The 25346-nt window shown below is 67.7% G+C and carries 20 protein-coding genes and 2 pseudogenes; 15 read left to right on the forward strand and 7 right to left on the reverse strand.

The window, feature by feature from the left end:
• Positions 1-765: 765 nt before the first annotated feature.
• Entirely contained in the window at positions 766-1782 is a 1017-nt protein-coding gene (locus ACIRQH_RS00585; protein WP_388936445.1) for a LacI family DNA-binding transcriptional regulator, read from the reverse strand.
• A gap of 285 nt (positions 1783-2067) precedes the next feature.
• Here ACIRQH_RS00585 and ACIRQH_RS00590 point away from each other — a divergent pair, with 285 nt between their 5' ends.
• The 4 genes from ACIRQH_RS00590 to ACIRQH_RS00605 all read left to right on the forward strand — a co-directional run bounded on the left by ACIRQH_RS00590 (position 2068) and on the right by ACIRQH_RS00605 (position 6988).
• Positions 2068-3381 carry an ABC transporter substrate-binding protein gene (locus ACIRQH_RS00590; protein WP_388880577.1) on the forward strand — a complete coding sequence of 438 codons (1314 nt, stop codon included), beginning with the start codon at positions 2068-2070 and terminating at the stop codon, positions 3379-3381.
• A 112-nt stretch (positions 3382-3493) separates the two neighbouring features.
• Complete coding sequence (locus ACIRQH_RS00595) at positions 3494-4483, forward strand: carbohydrate ABC transporter permease (RefSeq protein ID WP_388880580.1); 990 nt, start codon at positions 3494-3496, stop codon at positions 4481-4483.
• A 13-nt stretch (positions 4484-4496) separates the two neighbouring features.
• On the forward strand, positions 4497-5438 hold the full coding sequence (locus ACIRQH_RS00600) for a carbohydrate ABC transporter permease (protein ID WP_358821732.1): 942 nt from the start codon (positions 4497-4499) through the stop codon (positions 5436-5438).
• Between the two features lie 89 nt (positions 5439-5527).
• Complete coding sequence (locus ACIRQH_RS00605) at positions 5528-6988, forward strand: GH1 family beta-glucosidase (RefSeq protein WP_404223356.1); 1461 nt, start codon at positions 5528-5530, stop codon at positions 6986-6988.
• Between the two features lie 71 nt (positions 6989-7059).
• Here ACIRQH_RS00605 and ACIRQH_RS00610 read toward each other — a convergent pair.
• A pseudogene (locus tag ACIRQH_RS00610) lies at positions 7060-7847 on the reverse strand (IS5 family transposase).
• A 365-nt stretch (positions 7848-8212) separates the two neighbouring features.
• A complete protein-coding gene (gene chvE, locus ACIRQH_RS00615; protein WP_404223963.1) occupies positions 8213-9316 on the reverse strand; it encodes a multiple monosaccharide ABC transporter substrate-binding protein in 1104 nt (367 codons plus the stop codon).
• A gap of 1325 nt (positions 9317-10641) precedes the next feature.
• Here chvE and ACIRQH_RS00620 point away from each other — a divergent pair.
• The 4 genes and pseudogenes from ACIRQH_RS00620 to ACIRQH_RS00635 form a co-directional block, all read left to right on the forward strand.
• Positions 10642-11313: an alpha/beta fold hydrolase gene (locus ACIRQH_RS00620; protein ID WP_404223359.1), complete on the forward strand. Its 672-nt coding sequence runs from the start codon at positions 10642-10644 to the stop codon at positions 11311-11313.
• A gap of 623 nt (positions 11314-11936) precedes the next feature.
• Complete coding sequence (locus tag ACIRQH_RS00625) at positions 11937-12773, forward strand: alpha/beta fold hydrolase (protein WP_404223361.1); 837 nt, start codon at positions 11937-11939, stop codon at positions 12771-12773.
• A gap of 22 nt (positions 12774-12795) precedes the next feature.
• Positions 12796-13329, forward strand: coding sequence for a TetR/AcrR family transcriptional regulator (locus ACIRQH_RS00630; RefSeq protein ID WP_358821752.1), 534 nt, complete (start codon positions 12796-12798; stop codon positions 13327-13329).
• A gap of 258 nt (positions 13330-13587) precedes the next feature.
• A pseudogene (locus ACIRQH_RS00635) lies at positions 13588-13803 on the forward strand (transposase); the annotation flags it as partial.
• A 179-nt stretch (positions 13804-13982) separates the two neighbouring features.
• Here the strand turns inward: ACIRQH_RS00635 and ACIRQH_RS00640 are convergent.
• Complete coding sequence (locus ACIRQH_RS00640; protein WP_404223363.1) at positions 13983-16406, reverse strand: ABC transporter permease; 2424 nt, start codon at positions 16404-16406, stop codon at positions 13983-13985.
• Complete coding sequence (locus ACIRQH_RS00645) at positions 16403-17095, reverse strand: ABC transporter ATP-binding protein (protein ID WP_404223365.1); 693 nt, start codon at positions 17093-17095, stop codon at positions 16403-16405. The genes ACIRQH_RS00640 and ACIRQH_RS00645 overlap by 4 nt, the downstream gene beginning before the upstream one ends.
• Before the next feature lie 221 nt (positions 17096-17316).
• Between ACIRQH_RS00645 and ACIRQH_RS00650 the strand changes: the two genes are divergently transcribed.
• Entirely contained in the window at positions 17317-18693 is a 1377-nt protein-coding gene (locus ACIRQH_RS00650) for a sensor histidine kinase (protein ID WP_404223367.1), read from the forward strand.
• Positions 18678-19376 (forward strand): response regulator, encoded by a 699-nt coding sequence (locus ACIRQH_RS00655; protein WP_388880601.1) that lies wholly within the window; start codon positions 18678-18680, stop codon positions 19374-19376. Before ACIRQH_RS00650 ends, ACIRQH_RS00655 begins: the two co-directional genes overlap by 16 nt.
• A gap of 67 nt (positions 19377-19443) precedes the next feature.
• On the opposite strand, the gene ACIRQH_RS00660 is transcribed toward ACIRQH_RS00655, so the two are convergent.
• Together ACIRQH_RS00660 and ACIRQH_RS00665 are read right to left on the reverse strand one after the other, a co-directional pair.
• Positions 19444-19995 carry a GNAT family N-acetyltransferase gene (locus ACIRQH_RS00660; RefSeq protein WP_404223370.1) on the reverse strand — a complete coding sequence of 184 codons (552 nt, stop codon included), beginning with the start codon at positions 19993-19995 and terminating at the stop codon, positions 19444-19446.
• Positions 19996-20168: 173 nt separating this feature from the next.
• Positions 20169-20777 (reverse strand): TetR family transcriptional regulator, encoded by a 609-nt coding sequence (locus tag ACIRQH_RS00665; RefSeq protein ID WP_358821723.1) that lies wholly within the window; start codon positions 20775-20777, stop codon positions 20169-20171.
• A gap of 284 nt (positions 20778-21061) precedes the next feature.
• Here ACIRQH_RS00665 and ACIRQH_RS00670 point away from each other — a divergent pair, with 284 nt between their 5' ends.
• The 5 genes from ACIRQH_RS00670 (at position 21062) to ACIRQH_RS00690 (ending at position 25040) form a co-directional block, all read left to right on the forward strand.
• Positions 21062-22213 carry an alkane 1-monooxygenase gene (locus ACIRQH_RS00670; protein WP_404223373.1) on the forward strand — a complete coding sequence of 384 codons (1152 nt, stop codon included), beginning with the start codon at positions 21062-21064 and terminating at the stop codon, positions 22211-22213.
• A gap of 230 nt (positions 22214-22443) precedes the next feature.
• A complete protein-coding gene (locus tag ACIRQH_RS00675) occupies positions 22444-22674 on the forward strand; it encodes a DUF2945 domain-containing protein (protein WP_358816352.1) in 231 nt (76 codons plus the stop codon).
• Positions 22671-23012: a DUF3140 domain-containing protein gene (locus tag ACIRQH_RS00680; protein WP_388880613.1), complete on the forward strand. Its 342-nt coding sequence runs from the start codon at positions 22671-22673 to the stop codon at positions 23010-23012. Before ACIRQH_RS00675 ends, ACIRQH_RS00680 begins: the two co-directional genes overlap by 4 nt.
• Positions 23013-23161: 149 nt before the next feature.
• Entirely contained in the window at positions 23162-23740 is a 579-nt protein-coding gene (locus ACIRQH_RS00685; RefSeq protein WP_404223376.1) for a DUF2231 domain-containing protein, read from the forward strand.
• Between the two features lie 115 nt (positions 23741-23855).
• Entirely contained in the window at positions 23856-25040 is a 1185-nt protein-coding gene (locus tag ACIRQH_RS00690; RefSeq protein WP_388880616.1) for a zinc-dependent alcohol dehydrogenase, read from the forward strand.
• Positions 25041-25346: the final 306 nt, after the last annotated feature.

Consider the following 25346-nt stretch of genomic DNA (forward strand, 5'->3'; position numbering starts at 1 on the left):
CGGACTGGTCCCGGGCGGTGATCGACGGCTCCCACCACCAAGCACGTCGGGGCGGCCCAAAACCGGGCCGAGCCCGGTCGACCGTGCCCGGCCAGGCTCGAAGCACCTCGTCGTCCCCGACGCAGGCCACACCCGACTCGCCATCTCGGCCTGCGCCACCCGGCTCTGCGTACGCGGGCAATACGTGGCACTTCCTGGCCGGCCACTGCGAGCGGACGGAGGCGATCAACTGCCTGATCAGGGAAATAACCAGCGTTCAGCCTGCCTGCTTAAGCAGACCCGCCGCCACGAGTCCGGCCAGGCCCATGTCCGCGTCGGTGTACTGACCACCGAGGAGCGGCTACGTACTCGTCTTTCGGCAGGGCCACCGGTTCGACGAACTCCTTCGCTCGTCCGCCGGTTCCTGGCAACAGTCCGGAACTCCACACCGGTCGCTGAACGGCGAAGGGAGCTGATCCAACGGTGCACGTGCGATGGCAGCCCACCGAGTGAGAGCCTGTTCAACGAGGCCGGGTTGGAGACGCGTCCGCTCCAACTGAATGATCTGTGCCTGAGCCGGGCCAGAGAGCCGACCAAGCTTCGAGTAGCGGTGATGCGAAGCAAAGCCCCCTGCTCCGGAGCCGTCCCGCCCTCCATTGGCATCGCTCGCTCTGCGCGATCTCCTGCGACCTGAGGCGATCGTCACCGTGTTGAGACTGGGTCGGGTTTCCGCTTGTGCCAGCGTCCCTTGGTGGCGCAAGAGCGGGGCAATCGTACGCGACCGACCTACGACGACTCCCGCACCACCAGTTCGGTGGGCAGGACGACGTGGCGGCGGGGCTCCTCCGGATCATTGATCTCTGTCAGCAGAATGCGGGCGATCGTGCTGCCGATCTCCTCGACCGGCTGGCGCACGCTGGTGAGGGGCGGGTTGGTGTGCCGAGCGATGATGGAGTTGTCGAATCCGACCACCGCAACGTCATCGGGGACGCGCCGCCCCTGTCGGCGCAACTCTGCCAGCGCTCCCGCCGCCATGACATCCGAAGCGACGAACACGGCGTCGAGTGAAGGGATTTGATCAAGGAGCGAGCGCATGGCGGCTTCGCCACCCTCTTCTGTGAAGTCCGCCGAGGCCACGAGCCGCTCGGGGGTTTCATGGCCCGCCTTCTCGAGGGTCTCGCGCCACCCCCGTAGACGGCTGCGCGCCACGTCCATGTCCAGAGGACCACTGATCGTGGCGATCGTCCGGCGGCCCCGTCCGAGGAGGTGCTCGACGGCCGCTGCGGCTCCGCCCGCGTTGTCGGAGTGCACATGGCTGAGCGACTCGTCGAGGGAGCGGCGTCCGGCGAGCACTGTGGGCAGGCCCATGTCTTCCAGCAGGCCCGGCAACGGGTCGTGTTCGTGCACGGAGACGAGGAGCACCCCGTCCACTCGTCGCTCCGCGACCGACTCGGTGAGCTGGTCCCGCTCGGCCTGATCGCGTACCAGGACGAGTTGCAGCTGGGTCCGGGTCTCGGCCAGTGCGGTACTGACCCCGCGGATGACCGCTGCGAAGTAGGGCTCGGAGCCCAGTCGGCTCGCCGACTCGGGAATGACGAGGGCCACGGAGTTGGTCCGGCTCGTCACGAGTCCCCTGGCGACCGAGTTCGGCACGTAGTTCAGCTCGGCGATGGCGGCGAGCACGGCAGCCCTGGCCTTCTCGCTGACGAGCTCGGAGCCGTTGATGACTCGTGAAACCGTGGTGCGTCCGACGCCGGCGCGCGCGGCCACGGTCTTGATGGTCGGGCGTTGCCTGCCCCCCATGGCATCTCCTCGCTGGCGCGTTGTCGCAACGGCTTTCACCTGCGCATTGTGCCAGACCACAAAAGGGCTGTCGTAGGGTCACGGCGCGGGGACACGACATCCGCCGGCAACAAACTGGATTCAACTTCTTGACAGGGCCCCTGAGGTGCGACCACGCTTCGGACCTCCGAGTGGGTACGTTCCCACCGCACTTTGGGTACGTACCCACCAGGACATATCGGGACTCTCGGAGTGGACCGTGGATCTCGAACTCCGGTGCGTCAGCGCCGCCGCTAGGAGGACGAAATGGGCAAGAACCGAAGGAAGTTGCAGACACGTGCCGTGGCCGCCGTATCGGTCGTGTCGGCTCTCGGTCTGGTCGTCGGTTGCGGGAGCAGCGACAGTGGCGGGACGGGCGGAGGGAAGAAGGACGGCAAGGTCACCATCACCATGGGGCTGTTCGGCGTCATGGGCTTCAAGGAGACCGGGCTGCTCGACAAGTACATGAAGGAACACCCGAACGTCGTCATCAAGGCCGACGTCGCCGGTGACGAACAGACCTACTACACCGCCCTGCAGACCCACTTGGCCGCGGGCAGCGGGCTCAAGGACATCCAGGGCATAGAGATCGGCCGGGCCAAGGAACTGTCCGACACCCAGAAGGACAACTTCGTCGATCTGGCCGGCGTGGCCGGCACGGACCACTTCCTGCCGTGGAAGCAGAGCCAGGTCACCACCACGGACAAGAAGGTCATCGGTCTCGGCACCGACATCGGCCCGATGGCGGTCTGTTACCGCAAGGACCTCTTCGAGCAGGCAGGTCTGCCGACCGACCGTGAGAAGGTCGCCAAGCTGTGGGAGGGCGACTGGTCCAAGTACGTCGATGCGGGCAAGCAGTTCAAGCAGCAGTCCAAGGACGACAAGGTCGCCTTCATGGACAGCTCCAGCGGACTGTTCAACGCCATGATCTACGGCCACTCCGAGCAGTTCTACGACAAGAAGGGGGAGCTGATCTATGCCTCCAATCCTGTCGTGAAGGACGCATGGAAGCTGGCCTCCACAGCAGCCACCTCCGATCTCACGGCGAAGCTGCGCCAGTTCCAGCCCGGTTGGGACCCCGGCCTGGCCAACAGCACCTTCGCCACCACCGTCTGCCCGGCGTGGATGCTCGCGCACATCAGCGAGAAGGCGGGACCGAAGAACAAGGGCAAGTGGGACGTCGCCAAGGCACCCCAGGGCGCCAACTGGGGCGGGTCCTTTCTCGGCGTGATGGAGAAGAGTCCCGTGAAGAAGGAGGCGCAGGAGCTGGTGGCCTGGCTCACCGCCCCCAAACAGCAGGCCTACCTCTTCAAGAAGATCGGCAACTTCCCCTCCTCGAAGACCGCGCTGGAGATGCCGGACGTCGTCGACGCAAAGTCGGACTACTTCAGCGGCGCGCCCATCGGCCAGATCTTCGGCGCCGCGGCCAAGGAGATCCCCGACGAGCAGGTGCTGGGCCGCAAGGACGGCACCATCAAGGACATCTTCTCGCAGGGCCTGACCTTGATCGAGTCGCAGCACAAGAGCCCGAACGAGGCGTGGAAGACCACGGGCGAGCGCATCGAGAAGGCCACCGGCTGACCGCTGTCACGGCTGCCCGCACACGAAGCCGCCCGGCCCCACGCACGGCCCGCCTGGGCTGCCGGGCCGGCTTCCGCCCGCTCCTCTCATCCTCCAGGAAGGACGCGTTCCGGTGGTCATCTCCACCTCGACACCCCCTGACGGGCCCCCCGTTACCACCCTGCCGACCGGGACCGGGACCGGCGGGGACCGGCGCCGCAGCCTGCTGCACCGTCTCGACGTGCGCGGCGCACCGTACGCCTTCATCGCGCCGTTCTTCGTCGTCTTCGCCGCCTTCAGTTTCTATCCGCTCGTCTACACCTCGTGGATCTCCCTGCACCGCGTCGAACTGTCGACCCTGAACGTCATGGAATGGGTCGGCTTCGACAACTACACGGCCCTGTGGGACGACGACCGTTTCTGGAACGCACTGCTCAACACGTTCACCATCGGCGTGCTGTCGACAGTGCCGCAGCTGATGATGGCCCTCGGGCTCGCGCACCTGCTCAACTACCAGTTGCGTGGCTCCACGTTCTTCCGCGTCGCCGCCCTGACGCCCTACGCGACGTCGGTGGGCGCCGCCGCCTTGGTGTTCACGATGCTCTTCGAACGCGACTTCGGCATGATCAACTGGATGCTGAGCCTGGTCGGCGTCGACAACATCGACTGGGAGAACAACAAGTGGGCCGCTCAGACGGCGATCTCCACGATCGTCATCTGGCGCTGGACCGGCTACAACGCTCTGCTGTACCTGGCGGCGATGCAGGCGATTCCGCGTGACCGCTACGAGGCCGCGGCGATCGACGGCGCCTCTCGTTGGCAGCAGTTCCTCAAGGTCACCGTCCCCGGTATCCGCGCCACCATCGTGTTCACCATCGTCCTGTCCACGATCGGCGCCACACAGCTCTTCGGTGAGCCCCTCATCTTCGGCCAGGGCCCGAACGGCATCACCGGAGGAGCGGACAACCAGTACCAGACGCTGGGACTGCTGCTGTACGAGGAAGGCTGGAAGAACTACCAGATGGGCCGGGCCGCCACCGTCGCCTGGGCGATGTTCCTCCTGCTCATCGCCATCTTCGTCGTCCAACGAGTCGTGTCGCGCGTCCTCGCGCGCAGGACGTGACCGGGAGAACCCCATGACCACAGAAAGTATCCCGGTCCGGACGACGGACGCACGCTCTGAAAGGGCGCCGAAAGTCCGGAGGAACAGCGCGCCCCAAGGACAGGGCCGGCGACTGTTCCGGCACCCGGGTGCCGGACGTCAGCATCACGCGGGACCGGTCGCCTACATCCTGCTCGGCATAGCGGCCTTGTTCTCCCTCTTCCCGCTGTACTGGACGATGGTGGCGGCATCGACAGACAACACGCGCGTCACCCAGACGCCTCCGCCGTTCCTGCCCGGCACCCATCTGCTGGACAACCTCGCAAAAGCCTGGCAGGACGCTGCGTTGGGCAAGGCCATGCTCAACAGCATGATCGTGGCCGGTGTGATCGCCCTGTCCACCGTCCTCTTCGCCACGCTGGCGGGTTTCGCGTTCGCCAAACTCCGCTTCAAGGGCCGCAACATCCTACTCATGCTCGTGATCGGCACGATGATGGTGCCGCCCCAACTCGGCGTCGTTCCCCTGTTCATGATGATGGCGGAACTGGGCTGGGGACAGAAACTGCCGGCCGTCATCTTCCCCACGCTCGTCAGCGCTGTCGGGGTGTTCTTCATGCGGCAGTACCTGGCGGAGGCACTGCCCGACGAACTCGTCGAGGCCGGCCGCGTGGACGGTGCGCACTCCCTGCGCATCTTCTGGAGCATCGTGCTGCCGATCGCCCGAGCGCCCATGGCCGTGCTGTTCATGATCACGTTCGTGCACGCCTGGAACGACTTCTTCTGGCCGTTCATCGTGCTCGACATGACGAATCCGACGGTGCCCGTCGCCCTCACTCAGTTGAGCGCCGGATACGTCCGCGATCAGTCTCTGATCATGGCAGGTGCACTGCTCGGCACGTTGCCCCTGCTCGTGATGTTCGTCGTCTTCGGCCGCCAGATCGTCGGCGGAATCATGCAGGGCGCCGTCAAGGGATGAGCCGGCCCTCGATCCCCCGCTCACACGACCCTCCGGCCTCCGCTCCCCCATCGCCCCTCGCGACCTGCAGTTCCTCTGAAAGGATTGACGTGACCACCGCCACCCGACGTGTCGCTCCCGCCCCTGGCACCACCGACACCAACCGTTTCCCTCAGGGGTTCACCTGGGGCACGGCGACCGCCGCGTACCAGATCGAGGGGGCCGCCTCCGTCGACGGTCGCACGCCCTCCATCTGGGACACCTACTCGCACACCCCTGGCAGGGTGCGCAATGGCGACACCGGTGACGTGGCCACCGACCACTACCACCGCTGGCGGGAGGACGTCGCGATCATGGCCGATCTCGGCGTGAGCGCCTACCGGTTCTCCCTGTCGTGGCCCCGGGTGCAACCGACCGGCCGCGGCCCGGCCGTCCAGAAGGGGCTCGACTTCTACCGGGCGCTGACCGACGCCCTGCTGGAGAACGGCATCGAACCGGTCGTCACCCTCTACCACTGGGACCTGCCACAGCACCTGGAGGACGCGGGCGGCTGGCCGGAGCGCGCCACCAGCGACCGGTTCGCCGACTACGCGGCCCTGGCTGCCAACGCGCTGGGGGACCGGGTGAAGACATGGACCACCCTGAACGAGCCCTGGTGCAGCGCGTTCCTCGGATACGGCTCCGGTGTCCATGCGCCCGGCCGCACCGACCCGGTCGCGGCACTGCGCGCCGCACATCACCTCAACCTCGCCCACGGGAAGGCCATTCAGGCACTGCGCGCCGAACTGCCATCCTCCGCGCAGGCATCCATCACACTCAACGTCCATCACGTGCGCGCACTCACCGAGTCCGCCGAGGACGTGGACGCGGCCCGCAGGATCGACGCACTGGCCAACCGCGTCTTCACCGGCCCGATCCTGGAAGGCCGCTACCCGCAGGATCTCCTCGACGACACGGCCCGCCTGACCGACTGGTCCTTCGTACGGGACGGCGACACGGCAACGATCCACCGACCGCTCGACTTCCTGGGCGTCAACTACTACACACCCACTCTTGTCTCCGCAGCCACCGGTGAGGGCGGTCACACATCGGACGGCCATGGGGTGAGCGACCACAGCCCTTGGCCGGGCGCCGACCAGGTCGCTTTCCACCGTCCTGCGGGGAGTACCACCGCGATGGGCTGGGCGGTGGATCCCACTGGTCTTTACGACCTGCTGCTGCGGCTCAAGGCGGACTTCCCCGCCATGCCATTGATGATCACCGAAAACGGGGCCGCCTTCGACGACTACGTCAATCCGGAGGGCGAGGTGACGGACCCGGAGCGGATCGCCTACCTTCACGGGCATCTGTCGGCCGTACAGCGGGCAATCTCGGCGGGCGTCGACGTCCGGGGTTACTTCCTGTGGTCCCTGCTGGACAACTTCGAGTGGGGCTACGGCTACAGCAAACGCTTCGGTGCCGTCTACGTCGACTACCCGACCGGCAAGCGCATCCCGAAGGCGAGCGCCCGCTGGTACGCCGACGTGGTCCGCACAGGCAGCCTGACGGATAGGAAGGACGAGACCGGATGAGATCAACGGGCGGCGGTGCTCTGCGCGTCGTCCGTGTACCGGCCCCTTCCCCCGTAGAGCTCGTAACACGATCATGAACGGGTCTTCTTGAGGCGCCGGTAGCAGATGAGGCTGCAGGCGAGGGAGACGAAGGCGTCGTGGAGTTCGGTGCGGCGTTCCCAGCGGACGGCGAGGCGTTTTAAGTGGTGGAGCAGGGCGAAGGTCTACTCGACGACGTAGCGGAGTTTGCCCAGGCCCTTGATATTCGGCCGGCCCTTGTGTGAGACGACGGGCATGAACCGGCGCTTGGGCAGTGCGTCGCGGTTCGGGTTGGAGTCTTAGCCCTTGTCGCCGAGGAGGGCGTCAGGTCGGCGGCGAGGTCGTCCGGGTCGGCCTGCGACGGGTGGCATGCCGTCGACCAGGGCGAGGGTCCGGGTGACGCCGTTGACGTTGGCCTCAGTGGTGATGACCCTCGAGCGGGGTGCCGTGCCCGTCGCAGATCACGTGGTGTTTGCTGCCCGTCTCGCGCCGGTCGACCGGCGACGGACCGGTGTCCGCTCCCCCTTTCGCGCAAGTGTGAGAACCATCCACGCACGCCCGTGACCAATCGACCTTGCCGGCCGCATTCAGCTCCGCGAGCAGGACCCGGTGCGGTTGGTCGAAGCCCCCTGCCTTCCGCCATCGGTCCAGGCGACGCCAGCAGGCCCGGCCGAGCTGAACCCCAGCTCCAAGGGCAGGAGTTGCCAGGCTATGTCGTATAGAGGACGAACAGAATGCCCTGGAGACAGAGCCGGTCCGACACCTGCCAGGGCCCCGGAGACCGCTCCGGCCACGGCGGCAGCAGCGGTTCGATCAGCGCCCACAACTCATCATCCACAATCCACGGTCGAGTACCCACACCCTCACGAACGGCCGAATCGTCAGACCGGTAGCGCCCGACCAGGACACCTCAACAAGATCGTGTTACGAGCTCGTAGGGCCAGTCGCTGTTAGCGGCTGCAGGAGCGAGCAAAAGGCCTGCGCGAGCGAGATCCGCGACAGCCTTTCGCTCCCCTCGCGCGAAGCACCGGGCTGGGTTCACTCAGTAGTTCAAGGCGCGCCGCGCCGACCGACCCTGTCGCACTTACGACTTCAACCAGCAGGCTGGCCTTGACCCCCGAGGCGCACCCCGCCTCGGCTGCACGCTGGACATCTCGACGCCGCGACCGAGGACCACGTCGAGCTGCTCACGGGCCAAGCAGCTGGTCAGTTCAACTCATCCTCGGTATACCACCCGCCACCTACAAGTACTTTCTTGTAATTCGACTTGTCGACACTTACTGGCTGCAGCAAGTACGCCGGGACAACTTTTACCCGGTTGTTGTAACTTTTCGTGTCGTTGATCCTGGGCTTTTTGTTGTGCAGTGTTGCATCGACCATATTTGCGGTAACTTTGGCGAGCTTTCTGAGATCTTTGTAAACCGTCTGTGTTTGTTGCCCAGATATTATTGATTTGACGGAAGCGAGTTCGGCGTCTTGACCGGTGATGACAGGCCACGGCTTAGCCTTCGAGCCGTAGGCATCGGATTTGAGTGCGGATATGATGCCAATAGAGATGCCATCGTAGGGTGAGAGCACGGCATCGACCTTGCCGTGCTTGTATGAAGAAGTAAGAATGTCTTCCATACGTTTTTGAGCCGTTGCGCCGTCCCAGCGTAGCGTAGTAATGCGATTCAACTCGGTCTGCCCAGAGCCGACGACCAGCTGCCCCTTTTCGAGGTAAGGCTGGAGAATTGTCATCGCGCCTCGGAAAAAATAGCGAGTATTATTGTCGTCGTTTGACCCTGCGAATAGCTCGATATTGAAGGGCCCCTTCTCCGATCCGCCCTCCAGACCAAGCTTTTCGACAATATAGCGGCCTTGCAACCTGCCGACCTTCTCATTGTCGAACGAGGCGTAGTAGTCGACGTTATTGGTTCCCAGAATGAGGCGATCATAAGCGATTACCGGTATGCCGGCGTCAGCGGCCTGCTGGGTGACGTTGTTTAGCGATTTGTTATCGATGGCTGCGATGACCAGCGCCTTGACGCCTTGCGTTATCAAGTTCTCGATCTGCGCAACCTGCTGATCCGGATCGTCCTCCCCGAAGACCAGCTTCGTTTTGTAGCCTTTCGCCTCGAGCTCCTTTTTGACGTTCGCGCCGTCGGCGATCCAGCGTTCAGAGGATTTTGTCGGCATCGCGATCCCGATCGTCGCTCCCTTGAGGCTCTTCTCATCTAAACCTCCATCGTCGCTCTGACCACAACCTGACACGGAGACAGACAGTGTCAATGCAAGAAATGCGACAGGAGCGGCACTGGGAAGCTTCAATTTGACCAATCCTTCTTTCGGCGCCGCCAAGGCGCGAGTTCCACGTGTCGGGCAGTGTCGTTGGGGACGGATCGAATCCACGGACCCTGTCCGCTTTGTTCACCCCATTGCCGTTCGATATATCGACCGTTGTTCGAAAGCTGCGGCGGACTCTAGAAGAGGGGCTCCCGACTGTCAATTGAGTGAACAATATTCGCCATATAGATCATGAAACCGTGTCTTGCGAGTCGGGGTTCGGCGAATCGCTGTAGCGGTGAGGGGCGATGCCAGGGCCGGAGAAAGACAGGTAGGTCCATGATTTTTTAGCAGAGCGGACCGAGTCCGGGACATTCACGCGTTGTCCGTCAGAGCACGAGACGTCGGGATACTGCCGGTTGGCCGTCGGTCGGCGTCTTGACCGGGTCTTGCGACCGCCGGCCAACGAGCAAGAGGAGTCCGCCGGGCGACGCACATGTCAGGCTGCTGATACGTGGAAATTGCGGAGGCGGCGACTGCTGCGACCTCGACGGTGCCGACGGGCCTTATGCGGCCTGCTCGGCCTGTTCCCTGCCTGTGTCAAGTAGAAACGGCGACTGCTCAAGCCGGCACGTGTGCTTCCACGATGTTGATGCCCACCGGCCCCTGGTAGGCAGCCCGGGACATGAACACCGGGCATCGCGCAACGGTCGATGCGCGAACGGCGAGAACGCGGGGCCGTGACGACACCGGATCCTCATGCCCTTACGGCCGGCACCCTCACTCTGATCGCCTACAAGGCCTCCCCCATGTGGAACGTCGGGCAGCGCTAGGTGATCGAGTCAACTCTTCGCTGTCTTAGGCTCTCTGCGTGATCCGTCCTGTCTCAGGTCCTCCCACGTGGAGGCACCTTCCTGCTTCCTTCCTGCTCGTGCTCCTCATAACACTGGATTGGTACGGCATGCAGCCGGTTTACCCGGACTGCGTCTTGTCTTCGTTTGGAGGCTCGCTCAGCCCGCAGCGTGCTCACCAACAGGCAGTCGAAAATGGACAAGGCGACCCTGACTACCCTCGTTGGCACGATTGGGTCGGCTAGTCGTTTCAACTTTCTACAACTCTTGGGGCCGGACCGGATGGCGCTTCGTGGGCTGACAAGCCCCGCCGGAGGGGGCGGTCTCATGGGAGGCGTCGATCTGCTGAAGCGTGGCGTACCCCGTGTGCATTCACACGTCGACGCCTACTGGTGGTGACCGCTCGAGAGCCAGTTCTGCCGGGCCGGCTGTCCCCGATTCACCGTCGAAAGGCGGCGCTCGTGGCGACCTTTCTTCTGGTCCACGGCGCCATGCACGGCGGATGGTGCTGGCGGAGGGGTGCGCGACGCACTGACCGCACGCGGGCATCGGGTCTTCACACCGAGTCTCACGGGGGGGCAGGGCGAGCACGGCGGACAGCTTTCGCCCTCGGTCGGGGTCTCCACTCACGTCGACGACTTGACGGATCTGCTCTGGTACGAAGACCTCCAGGACGTCCACCTGGTCTTGCACAGCTACTCCGGGATCCTGGCAGGCCCGGTCGCGGAACGCGCGCGAGGGCGCCTGAACAGCGTGGTGTGGCTCGGCGGGTTCGTCGTGCGCCCGGGCGAGTGTCTCCTGAACGTTGAACCGCCCGAGGTCGCCCGGCGCTACCGCGAACAGGTGGCCGCGGCAGGCGACGGCTGGTACCTGCCGGCCGATCCAGCTTTCCTGTCGCAGTGGGGTGTTCACGACGGAGAGCTCCGCGCCTGGGCAGGCGCGCGCCTCACGGCCTTCCCGTCCCGTTGCCAGACCGATCCCGTGCGGTTCGACCCCGCACCTCTCGCAGCCCTCCCCCGGTTCTACGTACGACACACCAGCCCGCCGCTGACCAGTCTGGACGCGTCCTTCGCGACGGCGATAGCCCAAGGTTGCACTGTGCGGACACTGGCCACCGGCCACGACATGATGCTGGAAGCTCCCGACGCGACGGCCCACCTTCTCCTGGAAATGACGGCACCGGCGGACTGACCGCCTCCTCAAGTGCCTCACGGACCAGCAGCAGTAACCGCCTCTTCGCCCACCCCGACCTTCCCCGACGAACGTCCACACGAGAACCTGCGGCCACAGCTCGACGAATCAACACCACCCGCCCCGCATCGGCAGCCACAGCGCCAGCGAACAAGCCATCGTCATCCGTCACCTACACCCCACCTCTGAGAGCCGTCATTCGCCACGTGCCGCCCGTTCGGCACGGACATCATGCCGACATGACGACGGAGGCCAACGCAGCCACTGTCTGGGTAGCCGACCGGCCGTTGAACGGCAGGAGCGCCCGCCGAATCTCCTGAGTAGGGGCCCCGACGCCGCAGGATCAAGGGCCGCGACCCTTGGTTCACCCACGCCCGCCAGGACAGAGGGCAGGGCCGCTTCCGGCCTGCCCTCTGTCCGGCATCTTCGAGCGGTGGTGGCGCCTGTTCATGCCGAGGCTCGCTCTTCGAGCGCGATCGGCGGCCATACCTGTCGAGAGTGGAGCGAGAGCAGCGTGCCATCGGCCCGTTGGCAGGCCACCGTTGACAACGTAGGCTAACTGTATTAGCTTTTGGCTAACGAACTTAGCCAGCAAGCTAAGGCAACTAACTTCAGGAGACCTCATGACCGAGTTCCTTTCTGTCGACGGTGGCACGATCGCCTTCGAGGTGGCGGGATCGGGCCCGCTGATCGTGCTCGCGCACGGTATGGGCGACCACCGCGCCGCCTACCGCGCCGTGATCCCCCAGCTGGTCGCGGCGGGCTACCGGGTCGCTGCGGTCGACCTGCGCGGCTGTGGCGAGTCCAGCACCGATTGGGCGGACTGGAGCCGCACCGCCATCGCCGGTGACCTGCTCGCCGTGATCCGTCATCTGGGTGGTCCGGCGGCGCTCGTAGGTCACTCGATCGCCGGCGGCTCGGCCACCATCGCCGCGGCGCGCGCGCCTGAGCTGGTCAGTGCAGTGGTCGAGCTGGGGCCCTTCACCCGCAAGCAGTCCACAAGCCTGGGTGACCTGCGCAGCAAGCGTCTGCGGCAGGGCCTACTGCGGCTTATGCGTGCGATCATGCTGGGCAGCGTGCCGGCGTGGCGCTCCTACCTTGAGGTGGCCTACCCCGGGGCCAGGCCGGCGAACTTCGCCGAGCGGCTCGATGACGTCGAAGCGATGCTGCGCGAGCCGGGCCGGATGAAGGCACTGCAGGGCATGGGCCGCACCACCCCCGTCGACGCCGGCGCCCAGCTCGGCAACGTGGGCTGTCCGACCCTGATCGTCATGGGCACCGACGACCCCGACTGGGCAGACCCGCGCGCCGAAGGTTCGGCGATCATCGCCGACCTGCCCGACGGCCTCGGCCGCCTCGAAATGATCGAGGGCGCCGGGCACTACCCGCACGACCAATATCCTGACCAGGTGGCCTCTCTGATGCTCTCCTTCCTCCGAACGGACGCCGCCCGTGCCTAGGGCGGGCCTGGATACCCCGACCGTGGTCGCGGCCGGCGCCGACCTCGCCGACGAGGTAGGCCTGAGCCGCCTGACGATGGGGCTGCTGGCCGAGCGTCTCGGCGTGCGCGCCCCGTCCCTCTACAAGCACGTCGGCGGGCAGGAGGACCTCGTGCGGCGCATCGCGGCGCTGGCCACGGCCCAGGCCGCCGACGCGGTCGGCACCGCCGTCCAGGGCCTGGCGGGCCGCGATGCCTTGGCAGCCGCGTTGCACGCCTTCCGCACCCTCGTGATCACCCACCCTGGCCGATACGCCGCCACGACCGGCATGGAACCCACCGGCCCAGACGATCCGATGGCCCAAGCCAGCCAGCGACTCTTCGACGTGTTCCGAGCCGTTCTGCGCGGCTACGAGATCGACGAAGCGGACATGGACCACGCCCTGCGCATGTTCCGCAGCCTTTGCCACGGCTTCGCCACGCTGGAGGCGGCAGGCGGCTTCAAGTGGAGCACTGACATCGACAAGAGCTTCGAGTGGCTGATCGCCTTCGCCGACCAGGGCCTGCGCGCCATGTGAGAGCGTGCCACCACGCCGCGCGCCGCCAGGGAGCACTTGCCAAGCGGGTCTGCCGCCTCCGCGAATGCCGTGCCCAGGTCTGTCAGGGGCACGCTCGCGAATCCGTCCAGGTCTCCGAGCATCGCGGGGACGGCCATGGCCCAGCGCCTCACCACCTGCGAGTGCCCGACACGCACGCAGTGAGGAAGGGCGAACGCGCTGCATCTTGTGCTGCGTAAGAAGCTGCGGTCGAAGGACAAGGTGGACTGGTCGCGGGCGGTGATCGACTCCTCCCACGTCAGAGCAGCCAGACGCGGCCCAAAAGCGGACCCAGCCCCGGTCGATCGCGGGCGACCGGGCAGCAAGCACCACGTCCTGACCGACGCCCTCCCTCTCGCCGTGTCGCTGACCGGCGGAAACCGCGACGACGTCACGCAGTTGCTGCCGGTGGTGGACGAGGTTCCGGCCGTGGCCGGACTCGTCGGCCGGCCCAGATGCCGCCCCGACGCACCAGTCGCCGACGATGGCGCGGGCGGCAGCCCGCTTCGTCATCCGAGCCGCCCGCGCCCGGACAGTCCGACCGACGCCCGCACAGCGACGGATCCGGCCACCGACGCCGTGCGGTCCGGGAGCCGCGGCTCGGCGGGCGCCGCACGGCGTCGGCCTGCCGACGGTCATTCCGTGCGCAACGCCGTGGCTGTACGGATCTTGGACGCCCAGCCCGCCGGGGCCAGCGCGCCCAGCAGGGCCACAAGCAGCCCGGCCAGACCCAGCAGCAGCAGTTGCGCGGTGCCGTACACATCGAGGACGGACGGCGGCAACCCCGTGCCCGCGGCCTCACCCATGACCGGCAACACATAACCGTGCAGGGCGAACCCGGCCGGCACTCCGATCAGTCCGCCGAGTACACCGACCACGGTCACCGAGGCGAGGACGAGGCCCACGGTCTGGCGCGGGGACATGCCGAGGGCTTTGCACACGCCCAGGTCGTGGACGCGTTCGCGGGTGTCGAGGACGACGGAGTTGAGTACTCCGAGGGCCGCCACGGAGACGAGCATCAGGGTGAGCAGCGCGGCCATCGCCTCCAGTACGAGGATTGTGCTCTCCCCCTGCGACGTGGAGTTGGCGAGGACCTGACCGCCGAACGGCTCGACCACCTCGTTGAGTTTGCGGGCATAGGTGCTCGGGGAGACTCCCGGCTCGACCTCGATGTGGAAGACCACGGGCTGGGCAGTGGTGAAGGTGTCCAGGTCGGCGTGGATCCGCATGCCGTCGTCTGAGGTGTCGAAGGCCTCACCGACGATCCGCAGGCGCTCTGTCTCCTTCTCAATGGTCACGCTCACGCTGTCACCGATCCTGGTGCCGGTCGTCTCCAGGAAGTGCGTGGGCACGACGATCTGGCCGCGGCCGGTGATCCAGTGGCCGGCGATCATCTCGTAGCTGCCGGGGCGTGAATCGCCCTGGTAGAGGCTGGCCCGTACGGTGCCGGAGACCCCGGACACCGTGGCGTCCCCCTGCGCCACGCCGTAGTACGAGGCGGTGCCCGGTTGTGCCGCGATGGCGGTACGCAGGCGCTTCGGGTCCGCCGTCGGCTGCTTCTGGCCCGGCCCCGCCGCGGCGGGCTTGCGCTCGGGGCCGGCCGAGGACTGCTCCTGGTTCGGACCCGTCTGGCGCGGTCCGGTGCCCGAGGAGGTCACGCCGCTGATGACGCTGACATCGGCGCGTTCCTCGGGATCCTGTGCACCGGCCACCGCGTTGAGGGACTGCGTCAGCCCCACCGCGAAGGTCGCGGCCGCCGTTCCGAAGGTCACGGCGAGGACCATCGCGATCGAGCGCACGGGGTGAGCGAAGGGGCTCGCAAGGCCGTAGGTCACCGGTCGCGGAAGCGGCAGCCGCCCTGCGGCCCGGTGCGCCCACTGACCGCGTGCGGTGCGCGGCGCCCTGCCGACGGCGATGGCCTCGACGGTGCGCAGCCTGCCGGCCCGCAGTGCCGGCACCAGCGCGGCGATGGCGACCACGAGCAGCGCGGCGGCCGGGACTACGACGTCCACCCACCAGGCCACCGAGAGGGACACGGTGCCGTACACGGACTCGGTGTCCTCAAGGAGCGGCACGGCCAGCAGGTTGCCCAGGACGACTCCCAGCGCGATGCCTGCTCCGGCCGGGATCAACGCCTGGGCCACGTAGGCCCGTACGACCTCCTGCGGGGTGAAGCCGATGGCCTTGAGGATGCCGATGCGGCGCAGGCCGGTGCCGACGGCGCCGCTGATCACACTGCCGACGATGATCACCGACATCACGATGCCGAGGACGCCGAACGCGATCAGGAACGGGATCGTGGCCGCCGCGCCCTGATCGGCGGCGCGTTTGGTGTCCAGCCAGGACTGGGTACCGACCAGCGCGTCGGAGGGCACGGCGGCTGCGAGCTTCTTGCGGTCGCCGGTGATCTGCGACTTCGTGGCGGCGGAGTCGAACCGGTAGAGCATCTGTGTCGTGAGACGGCTGTCTCCGGTCGCCAGCGATGTCACCTGGGACGGGGTCGCCCAGAGGTCGGCGCTCCCGCCGGCCGACAGGGCGAAGCCGACGACGGTCAGGGTCTGGCCCTTGGCGTCTTCGGAACTGGTCAGCGTGGAGCCGAATTTGAGGAATTCGCCGGCGAACGAGGCGGACAGCACGATCTCTCCGGGCTTTCGCGCCCAGCGGCCCGACTTGAGTTCCAGTGCGTCGACGTCGCTCTTGGGGCCGGACCGTCCGACCAGGGTCAGCGCACGCAGGTGTCCTCCGTGGCCGTCCACCGGGCTGATCGTGGTGGCCGGGAAGGGACCCGCGCTCGCCGTGACCCCGTGGACCCGGCCGGTGGTCCGCAGCTGTGCGGCGTTCACCCGGCCGGGGTCGAAGTCCGCGGTGAGGTGCGCGCCGTGCTGCCGGTCGAAGGCACGGTCGAAGGGTGCGTTCGTGGCGATGATGAGGGAACCGGCGACCACGGCCGAGGCCACCGCCATCATCGTGGCCACGGCGATGACCACTGTCTGGACGCGTCGTCTGCCGACCCCGGAGCGCACGACCCGCCCCAGGGGGCCGCTGCCGAGCCGGATCATCGGACGGCCTGCGCACGCGTGTCGGCGGCGATGAGGCCGTCCACGAGGTGGATGGTGCGTTGTGCGCAGGCCCGTGCCAGTTCCAGGTCGTGCGTGACCAGGACGACGGTCTGTCCGCCGCGGTGCAGATCCACGAGCAGTTCCCGTACTTCCTGTCCGGACGCGGTGTCCAGGGCGCCGGTCGGCTCGTCGGCGAGCAGCAGTGCGGGCTTGTTCACCAAAGCCCGTGCCACCGCGACGCGTTGGCGTTCGCCGCCGGACAGCCGGCCCGGGTAGGCGCGGGCGTGCTTGTGGATGCCCAGCACCTCCATCAGTTCCCCGGCGCGGGATGCCACGGTGCGGCGGCCGGTGCCGGCCAGCTGGGCAGGAAGCTGGATGTTGTCGGCGACGGTGAGGTCGTCGAGGAGGTTGAAGAACTGGAAGACCATGCCGATCCGTTCGCGGCGGAACCGGGCCAGTGCGTGCTCGCTGAGCCGGTCGATGCGTTGCCCGGCGACGGTCACGGTGCCTTCGCTCGGCCGGTCGAGTCCGGCGACGAGGTTGAGCAGGGTCGACTTGCCGCTGCCGGAGGGGCCCGTCACGGCCAGGGCCTCGCCCTGGGCCACCGCGAGGTCGAGCGGTCCGAGCGCCGCGGCGCCGGCGCCGCCGTACCGCTTGGCGACGCCCTGCAGTTCGATCACCTGAGTCATGGGTGGTTCCGTCCTTCGTGGTCGAGAAGCCGATGTGCTGTGCGGGCCCGGTGAACGTACGGGCGAGCGTCGGCCCGGCGCGTCGACCGCGGCACCGACTTCAGACCCTCCCCGCGGAGGACACGGCGGGGAGGTCATCCCGGAGGAGTACTCCTGGCGGACAGAGGAGTTGGCCGTGCAGGTGGACGCGGATACGTGTCCTCGGGCCACACAATGTGCGCATGATGACGGAGGACCCCTGCGGACGTCCGCGTGCGGCTCGGTGGGCGGGCGCATGGCGGGAGCGCGTCGGCGATGTACTGCGACCGTCGACGTGGTGGGCGCATGTCCGCGACGCGATGCGGCCGGAGGGTGTGCCGGTGCCGCTGTCGCGGCGGGCGATGTGGGTGGACGCGACGTTGGCGGTCGTGCTGACCGTCGTCGCGCTGATCGTGGCGGCACGCTATCCCGGCGACGGGCCGGTCCGGATCAGTTCCAAGGTCGTGTCGGAGAGCCCGGGCGCTGCGCCGTACCCGCCCGCCGTTCTCGGCCCGGAGGTCCTGTACGAACCGGAGCCGTCCGTGCCCTGGGTGCTGGTCGTGCTGTCGGCGCTGCCGCTCGTGGCCCGGCGCAGATATCCGCTGCTCGCGTTCACGGTGGTGGCCTTCGCCACCCTGGCGATCGGTGACAGCGTCTCCTGGATCAATGTGCTGACCTGCAGCATCGGCGTGTACGGGGCCGTCGCGTTCAGCCGGTACCGGATGCGGGCGATGGCCGTCCTCGTCGTCACCGCGGTGCTGGCGGGTGTCGCCTTCCGGGAGTCGGACCCCGTGCTCCCCGGCTGGTCGAGTCCCGCGGTCGTGCTCCTGGTCGTCGGGGTACTGGCCAGCTTCGTCCGTCTGGCGCGTCTGCGGCTCGAGGCCAGCCGGAAACGCTTCACGGACCTGGAACAGGCCCAGGAGACGTCCATGCGCCGGGCCGTCGAGGAGGAGCGCGCCCGCATAGCCGCCGAACTGCACGACGTCGTCACCCACAATGTGAGCGTGATGGTCATTCAGGCGGGGGCGGCACGCAAAGTGATGGACGCGGCTCCCGAACGGTCCAAGACGGCACTGCTGGCGGTGGAGGCCGGTGGCCGTGCCGCCATGGCCGAACTCCGCCATGTGATGGGCCTGCTCGCGGGCCCGGTCACCGGCACGGCCGGCGGCCCCGCCGACGGCCTGGAGCCGCAGCCCGGGCTCGAACAGCTCGACGCCCTCGCCGAGCGCGTGCGAGCCGCCGGGACACCGGTGGCCCTGACGGTGTCGCTGCCCACCGTGCCGCTGCCGCCCGGGGTGGAACTGACGGCGTACCGTGTCGTCCAGGAGGCGCTCACCAACACGATCAAGCACGCTGCGGGCGCCGGTTCGACGGTGGCGATCGGCTTCACCGGCTCATGGATGGAAATCGAGGTGAGCGATGCCGGAGCACTCCGGGACTCGCCCGCGGTGGACGGCAACGGCCGCGGGCTGATCGGGCTGCGCGAGCGGCTCGCACTCTACGGCGGCGAGCTCACCGCAGGGCCCACTCTCACCGGCGGATACCGGGTCACGGCCCGGATCCCGTGGGAAGCGGTGTGAACGCGCCCGCTCTGCGTGCCGTCATCGCGGACGACCAGGCCCTGGTGCGTACGGGTTTCGGGATGATCCTCGCCGCCGACGGCATCGAGGTGACGGCCGAGGCGGCGGACGGGGCCGAGGCGGTCGACGCCGTCAGGCGCACCCGGCCGGACGTCGTCCTGATGGACATCCGGATGCCGCGGATGGACGGCATCGAGGCCACGCGGCGCATCCTCGCCCACGCGCCCGAAGGCACGGACGGAACCCGGGTCATCATCCTCACCACGTACGACCTCGACCACTACGTGTACGCGGCGCTCACCGCCGGAGCGAGTGGCTTCCTGCTCAAGGACGTCACCCCCGAACACCTCGTGGCCGCCGTGCGCCTGGTGCGCTCCGGTGACGCACTGCTCGCGCCCACGATCACCCGCAGGCTGATCGAACGGTTCGCGCACCGCCAGGAGTCCCCGCAGAGCGGCCTGCGCCGCGACCTGTCCGGGCTGACCCCGCGCGAACTGGAAGTGCTGCGCCTATTGGCGACCGGCCTCAGCAACGCCGAACTCGCGGACCGCCTCTTCCTCAGCCCGACCACGGTCAAGACACACGTCGGCCGCATCCTGTCCAAGCTCGATCTCAGAGACCGCGTGCAGGCCGTCGTACTCGCCTACGAGAGCGGCCTGATCTCCCCGCAGGACCCGCGCTGACAGCGGCCGACCCACTGCGTGTGGCCGGAGCGGAACGCGCACCCACCTGGGCGAGGGGCGGACGAGACTAGCCTGCATACGTCCCCTGGTCCGCGGCCGTTGCGTTCAACATCCGTTCCCAGAAGACTTCGTCGCGCCAGGCGCCGTCCGCGTAGAAGTGTTCGTGGGCGATGCCCCAGGAACGGAAGCCGTGCTTGCGGAGGATCGCCTGGGAGGCCAGGTTCTCGAGTTGGGTGTGCGCTTCCAGGCGGTGCAGGTTCAGCTCGTCCTCGGCGACCCGCAAGGCCAGGCCCACAGCGCGGCTTGTGTGTCCGAGCCCTTGGTGGCGGGAGGAGATCCAGTAGCCGAGGAAGCCCTTCTGGAACGGGCCGCGCAGGATGGAGCTGATGGTGACCTGTCCGATGACCGCCCCGTCCGACACCACGGCACCTGGCCAGGTGAGCCCCTTGCCGTGGGACTCCAGCAGTGACGCGATGACCTTGGCCTGCCCGTCGGGCGTGTAGAACTCCTCGGGCCTGGTGGGCATCCAGCGCGCGTACGCCTTCCTGTCCCGTGTGTGTGCCTCGGCCAGGGCGGGGCCGTCGGAAGGGTCGATCAAACGGACGCATGTCGATGTCAAGTCGCTCTGCTGCCTTTTCAGTTGCCGTAATCGGTCGATTGCGGGGGCTCGCGCAAATCGCGTTCGATGATCGGGCCGACGATCCGGTTACCAGACTCAACGGTCCCGTTGTCCCGTTGACCGAAAAGCCGAACCAGGGCCCACCGAGCGGAGCAGCATGCTCCCCTGGAAAGTTACTGCGTGTGCTCTTTCGGGGAGGGGTGGGGGGCCACGGCTGTCTCGAGCAGCGCGGAGGCTGCTCTGGCCACCTGCTTCGCGGCTTCGCGCCGGTCGTGCGACGGCAGCAGCATGTGGCTGAGGGTGAGTCGCACGACGATGTCTGCGGCGTCGCTGCGCCGATGCTCGACGGTCCGGGGCAGGACGTCGGCCAGCCAGGCGGCGACCAGCTGCCGTCCACCGGAGAAGACCGGTTCGGGACGGCTCGTCAAGAAGGGCAGCAGAGCGTCGGTACCGCCTCGCGCGGCGGTGATCACAGCTCGTATGAAGGGATTGCGCGCCGCTTCGGCCAGAGCGTGCCCGACTCCCGCTTCCAACGCCGCGTGGACATCATCCCGGTGGGAGGTGAGGACGATCGCGACCTCTGTCAGGAAGCGCTCCGCCTCACGATGTACCAGTGCTTGGCCAATGCCCGCGCGATTCCCGAATTCGGCGTAGATCGAGGGCCTGGACACGCCGGCCCGCTGGGCGAGGTCGGCGACCCGGACACGGTCCCATCCGTGGTGGGAAGCGAGACTCCACGCCTCCTGGAGTACCTGCTCACGCATCTGTTTGCGCCAGGCCACCCGAGGAGGGTCCGGCCTCTTCTCCTGTGATCCCGGCCGCGTTTCGAGGAGGTGACGGTTGAGGGACATGCGGTCAGTGTGCGGCACGCGAACGCTTCGGAGACCGGTCTCGTGGAGAAGTCCCCCGCTCCGAAGCCTCTCTGATGTTCCGTCAGAACATTGACACAGCGCCACCTTTGTCAGCGAGCGGGAGGCACTGGCACGCTCGTGTTCCCCCCCCAAGCGCGCTTTCGCCGGATCCCGGGCGGGACCGGCGAAAGCGCGCACTCCACGGAGGAGCTGACGTGTCATACCAGGACGCCGGAGAACTCCACTGGCGCGACCCGAAGCGCCACCTGTGGCTGCTGGCACTCGCTGTCCCCACCCTTCCCCTGCAGGCAGGCGCCCTCGTCCAGGCGACGGGACTGCGCCTGTTCTGGTGGTGGGGACCCGTGTTCGCCTTCGCCGTCATCCCGCTGCTCGAACGGCTCACGGGGTCGGACGGCGCGAACCCCCCGGACGCCGTCACAAGGCGACTGGAGGAAGACCGCTTCTACCGTTGGTGCACGTACCTGTACCTGCCCCTGCAGTTCGGCGCGCTGGTATGGGCTTGCGGGCAGTGGACGGCCGCCGGGCTGTCGGTGACCGACAGGCTCGGTCTGACCGCCACCACCGGAGTGGTCGCGGGCGTGGCCATCAACACCGCGCACGAACTGGGCCACAAGCGAGCGCAGTTGGAGCGTCGGCTCAGTCGCATGGCACTGGCCCAGAGCTGCTACGGACACTTCTACGTCGAGCACAACCACGGGCACCACTTCCGTGTGGCAACTCCGGAGGACCCGGCGAGTTCCCGCTTTGGCGAGAGCTTCTGGCACTTCCTGCCCCGAAGCGTGCTGGGCGGCCTACGGTCCGCATGGACGCTGGAGGCGAGCCGTCTGCAGCGGCGTGGCCGCCGCACGTTGAGCCCGCACAACGACATACTCACCGCCTGGTCCCTGTCCGCCGCGCTCTTCGGCACGCTGGCCTTCACGTTCGGCTCGGCAGTGCTCCCCTACCTCCTGCTGCAAGCCGTCCTGGGCTTCTGCCTGCTGGAGACCGTCAACTACCTGGAGCACTACGGTCTGCTGCGCCGACGACGCCCGGACGGACGCTACGAACGGGTCGCGCCGCGGCACAGCTGGAACAGCAACACCACCATCAGCAACCTGCTCCTCTTCCAGCTCCAGCGCCACTCCGACCACCACGCGAACCCACTGCGCCGCTATCAGACACTCCGGCACTTCGACGAGGCTCCCCAACTGCCCGCCGGCTACGCCACGATGATCGTGCTCGCCTGGCTGACGCCCCTGTGGCGACGCGTCATGGACCCCCGTCTCGTCGCCCACTACGGAGGTGACATCGAACTGGCGCACCTTCACGCGCCGGCTCCCGGACGGGCCGACCGTACCCGCACGTGAGCCCGGCCACTCGTCCGGTACCGGCGCCCTCCTCGAAGAGGTGCGTCATCGATGAGTCCCGCACCCCGCAGCCGGAAGAGGTGCAGTCCGGCCGCAGAGCCGGCCGGCTTCGGCCCGGGCCGCTTTCGCGACCGGGTCTCGCGCGGATGAGCTGAGGTGCGAGCCCCTACCGGAGCCAACAGAATGGACGTCGGTCAGGGTTTCGCAGCAGACGTGAACGGAGCGGCGGCGTGGCGAAGAAGGAATCCCGAAAGAGTGATCTCGCCAAGGGCGACAAGGTTGGCTGGCGCAGCCACGGCAGCGACACGGAGGGGACCGTCGAGAAGAAGATCACCAAGCGGACGAAGGCCGCCGGCAGGTCCGTGGACGCGTCACCGGAGGATCCACAGTTCGAGGTGCGGAGCGACAAGTCCGGGCGTTCCGCAGTGCACAAGCCTTCGGCTCTGAAGAAGAAGCAGTGACGTCCGAGGACCGCCGACAGACGTGGGACACGTTTCGCGACCTGGTCAACATGTCACCTTCGGCGCTCGACGAGTGGCTCGGTACCGAGGAGTCTCAGGCAGCAGGCCAGCACAAGGACGGCGGCGAGTCGACAGGGCATGCCTCCGGCCGGAAGATCGTCGCCATTCTGCGCAAGAAGAAGGGCGATCTCTCGGAAGCGGACTATCAGCACATGGACAAGGTCGTCGGATACGTCCGCCGGCACCTGGCCCAGCGGCCCACCGGAGACGTACGCGACTCCCGCTGGCGCCACTCGTTGATGAACTGGGGCCACGACCCCGTCGCCGAGGCGTCCTGAGAGTCCTGAGAGAAGCACCCACGACGACACGACAGAGCGAACACCGCGGGATTGCGCAGGGCGGGCAGGGCGCCCGGGCCCGTACAGCGTTCGGGGCAGTCGGCGGACCGTAGGCGGGACGGGAGCGCGAGGACGGGTACGCGTTCCTCATGGACACACACGTAGCTCCCCTCTCCGAACCCGGAAGCGCCTTCACCGAGGGCGGTCCGTCGGCCGCCTGGCTGTCGACCGTGGCTCGGATCGAACGGTCCTCCGTGGCCGATCCGGCGATTCGCGCCCTTCAGCGAGGAGTCCGCTCCCTCCCCCTGGGCGAGGCGCGCGATCTGCTGCGCGGCAGGCCCCTGGGGCATCCCGTGCATCCCGTTCTGGTGCAGCTGCCGATCGGCTGTTGGCTGTCGGCCGCCGTACTGGACGTCGTGCCGGCGGGCCGGAGCGCGCCCACCGTCCTCACCGCCGTAGGTCTGGCCGGAATCGCCCCGGCGGCCCTTGCCGGCTGGGTCGACTGGGCGGACCTCCCGCCCGAGCAGGCGCGGGTCGGGCTGGTCCACGCCGTCACGAACGTGGCCGCTGTGGCCTTCTACGCCGCGTCCCTCTCCGCGCGGCTGCGCGGCCGTTCCAAGAGGGGAAAGCTGTGGGCGCTGGGCGGTCTCGGGGCGGTCGCCGTCAGTGGCGCCCTGGGTGGGCACGTGGCGTACCGGCGTGCCGTCGGCGGGTACCCGGCCGTATAGCGCAAAGGGCGGATCCCGGATCAGGCCGAGGCGGGGCCCGCCGGTGAACTGCGACCGGCGCGTCGCACGGAACCTGAATGGATCGGCCGAAGGCGACCAGCGAAAGGCGGACACGATGCGAGCACTCACCTGGCAGGGCCGGCGGGACGTGCGGGTGGAGACCGTCCCCGACCCGGTACTGCAGCAGCCCGACGACGTGATCGTGCGGATCACCTCCACCGGCATCTGCGGTTCGGACCTGCACCTCTACGAAGTCCTCGGGCCGTTCCTGGACCCCGGTGACATCCTCGGCCACGAGTCCATGGGCGTCGTCGAAGAGGTCGGCCCCGACGTACACGCCGTCGCCCCCGGGGACCGGGTCGTCATCCCGTTCAACGTCTCCTGCGGAACGTGCTTCATGTGCTCCCAAGGGCTGCACTCGCAGTGTGAGACGACACAGGTGCACGCGTACGGCTCCGGAGCCGCCCTGTTCGGCTACACCAAGTTGTACGGCCAGGTCCCGGGCGGGCAGGCCGAGCTTCTGAGGGTGCCGTTCGGCAACAAGCTACCGATCAAGGTGCCCGAGGGGCCGTCCGACGACCGCTTCGTCTACCTCTCCGACGTACTGCCGACAGCATGGCAAGCCGTCGAGTACGCGGCCGTGCCGCCCGGCGGCTCGGTCACCGTGCTCGGACTCGGTCCCATCGGAGACATGGCCACTCGGATCGCACAGCACCGCGGAGCGGGTCTGGTCATCGGAGTGGATCTCGTCAACGAGCGTCTCGACCGCGCTTCGGCGCACGGGGTCACCTGCCTGGACCTGCGCCGTCACGAGAAGGACCTGGGCGACACGGTGCGCGAGCTCACCGGCGGGCGTGGCACGGACGCCGTGATCGACGCCGTCGGCATGGAAGCCCACGGCAGCCCCGTGACCAAGGCCGCCCAGTGGGCGACCGGCCTCCTGCCCGACGCACTGGCTCAGCCGTTCATGCAGAAGGCCGGGGTGGACCGGCTCGGCGCCCTGTACGCGGCGATCGATCTCGTACGGCGCGGCGGCACGGTCTCGCTGTCCGGGGTCTACGGCGGTGCCATGGACCCCATGCCGCTGCTCCGGATGTTCGACAAGCAGATCCAGTTCCGGATGGGGCAGGCCAACGTATGGCGCTGGGTGCCGGACATTCTCCCGCTGCTGACCGACGAGGACGTCCTGGGCGTGGACGGCTTCGCCACCCATCACCTCCCGCTGGAGGACGCGCCCAAGGCCTACGCGGCCTTCCAGGCCAAGCAGGACGGCATGATCAAGACTCTCCTGCGCCCCTGAAACCCGGTGATCCCACGGGCAGAGCATGGCGGCCGGAGGGGCGCCCGGCCATCCCGTGCGCCACCCGTATGGCGGTGGGCGGGCCGGACTGTCACAACGGTGCGGCTCGCCGCGTCGGGTATCCGCTCCGTGCCCAGGGTCCGGCGTACCGCGTCTGAGGCGAGGCCGCGGGACGCCCGGCTTCCGGAAGCACGGCTGTTCCTCACGTCCCCCGCCTCCGGGACCGCAGGCCGTGTGACCGCTGGCGGGGCACGGCCGCCCGGGAGAGGCTGCGAGGTGGCACTCTCGACCCGTTCGTGAGCGTTT

Source organism: Streptomyces sp. NPDC102279 (assembly GCF_044766365.1).
GTDB lineage: Bacteria > Actinomycetota > Actinomycetes > Streptomycetales > Streptomycetaceae > Streptomyces.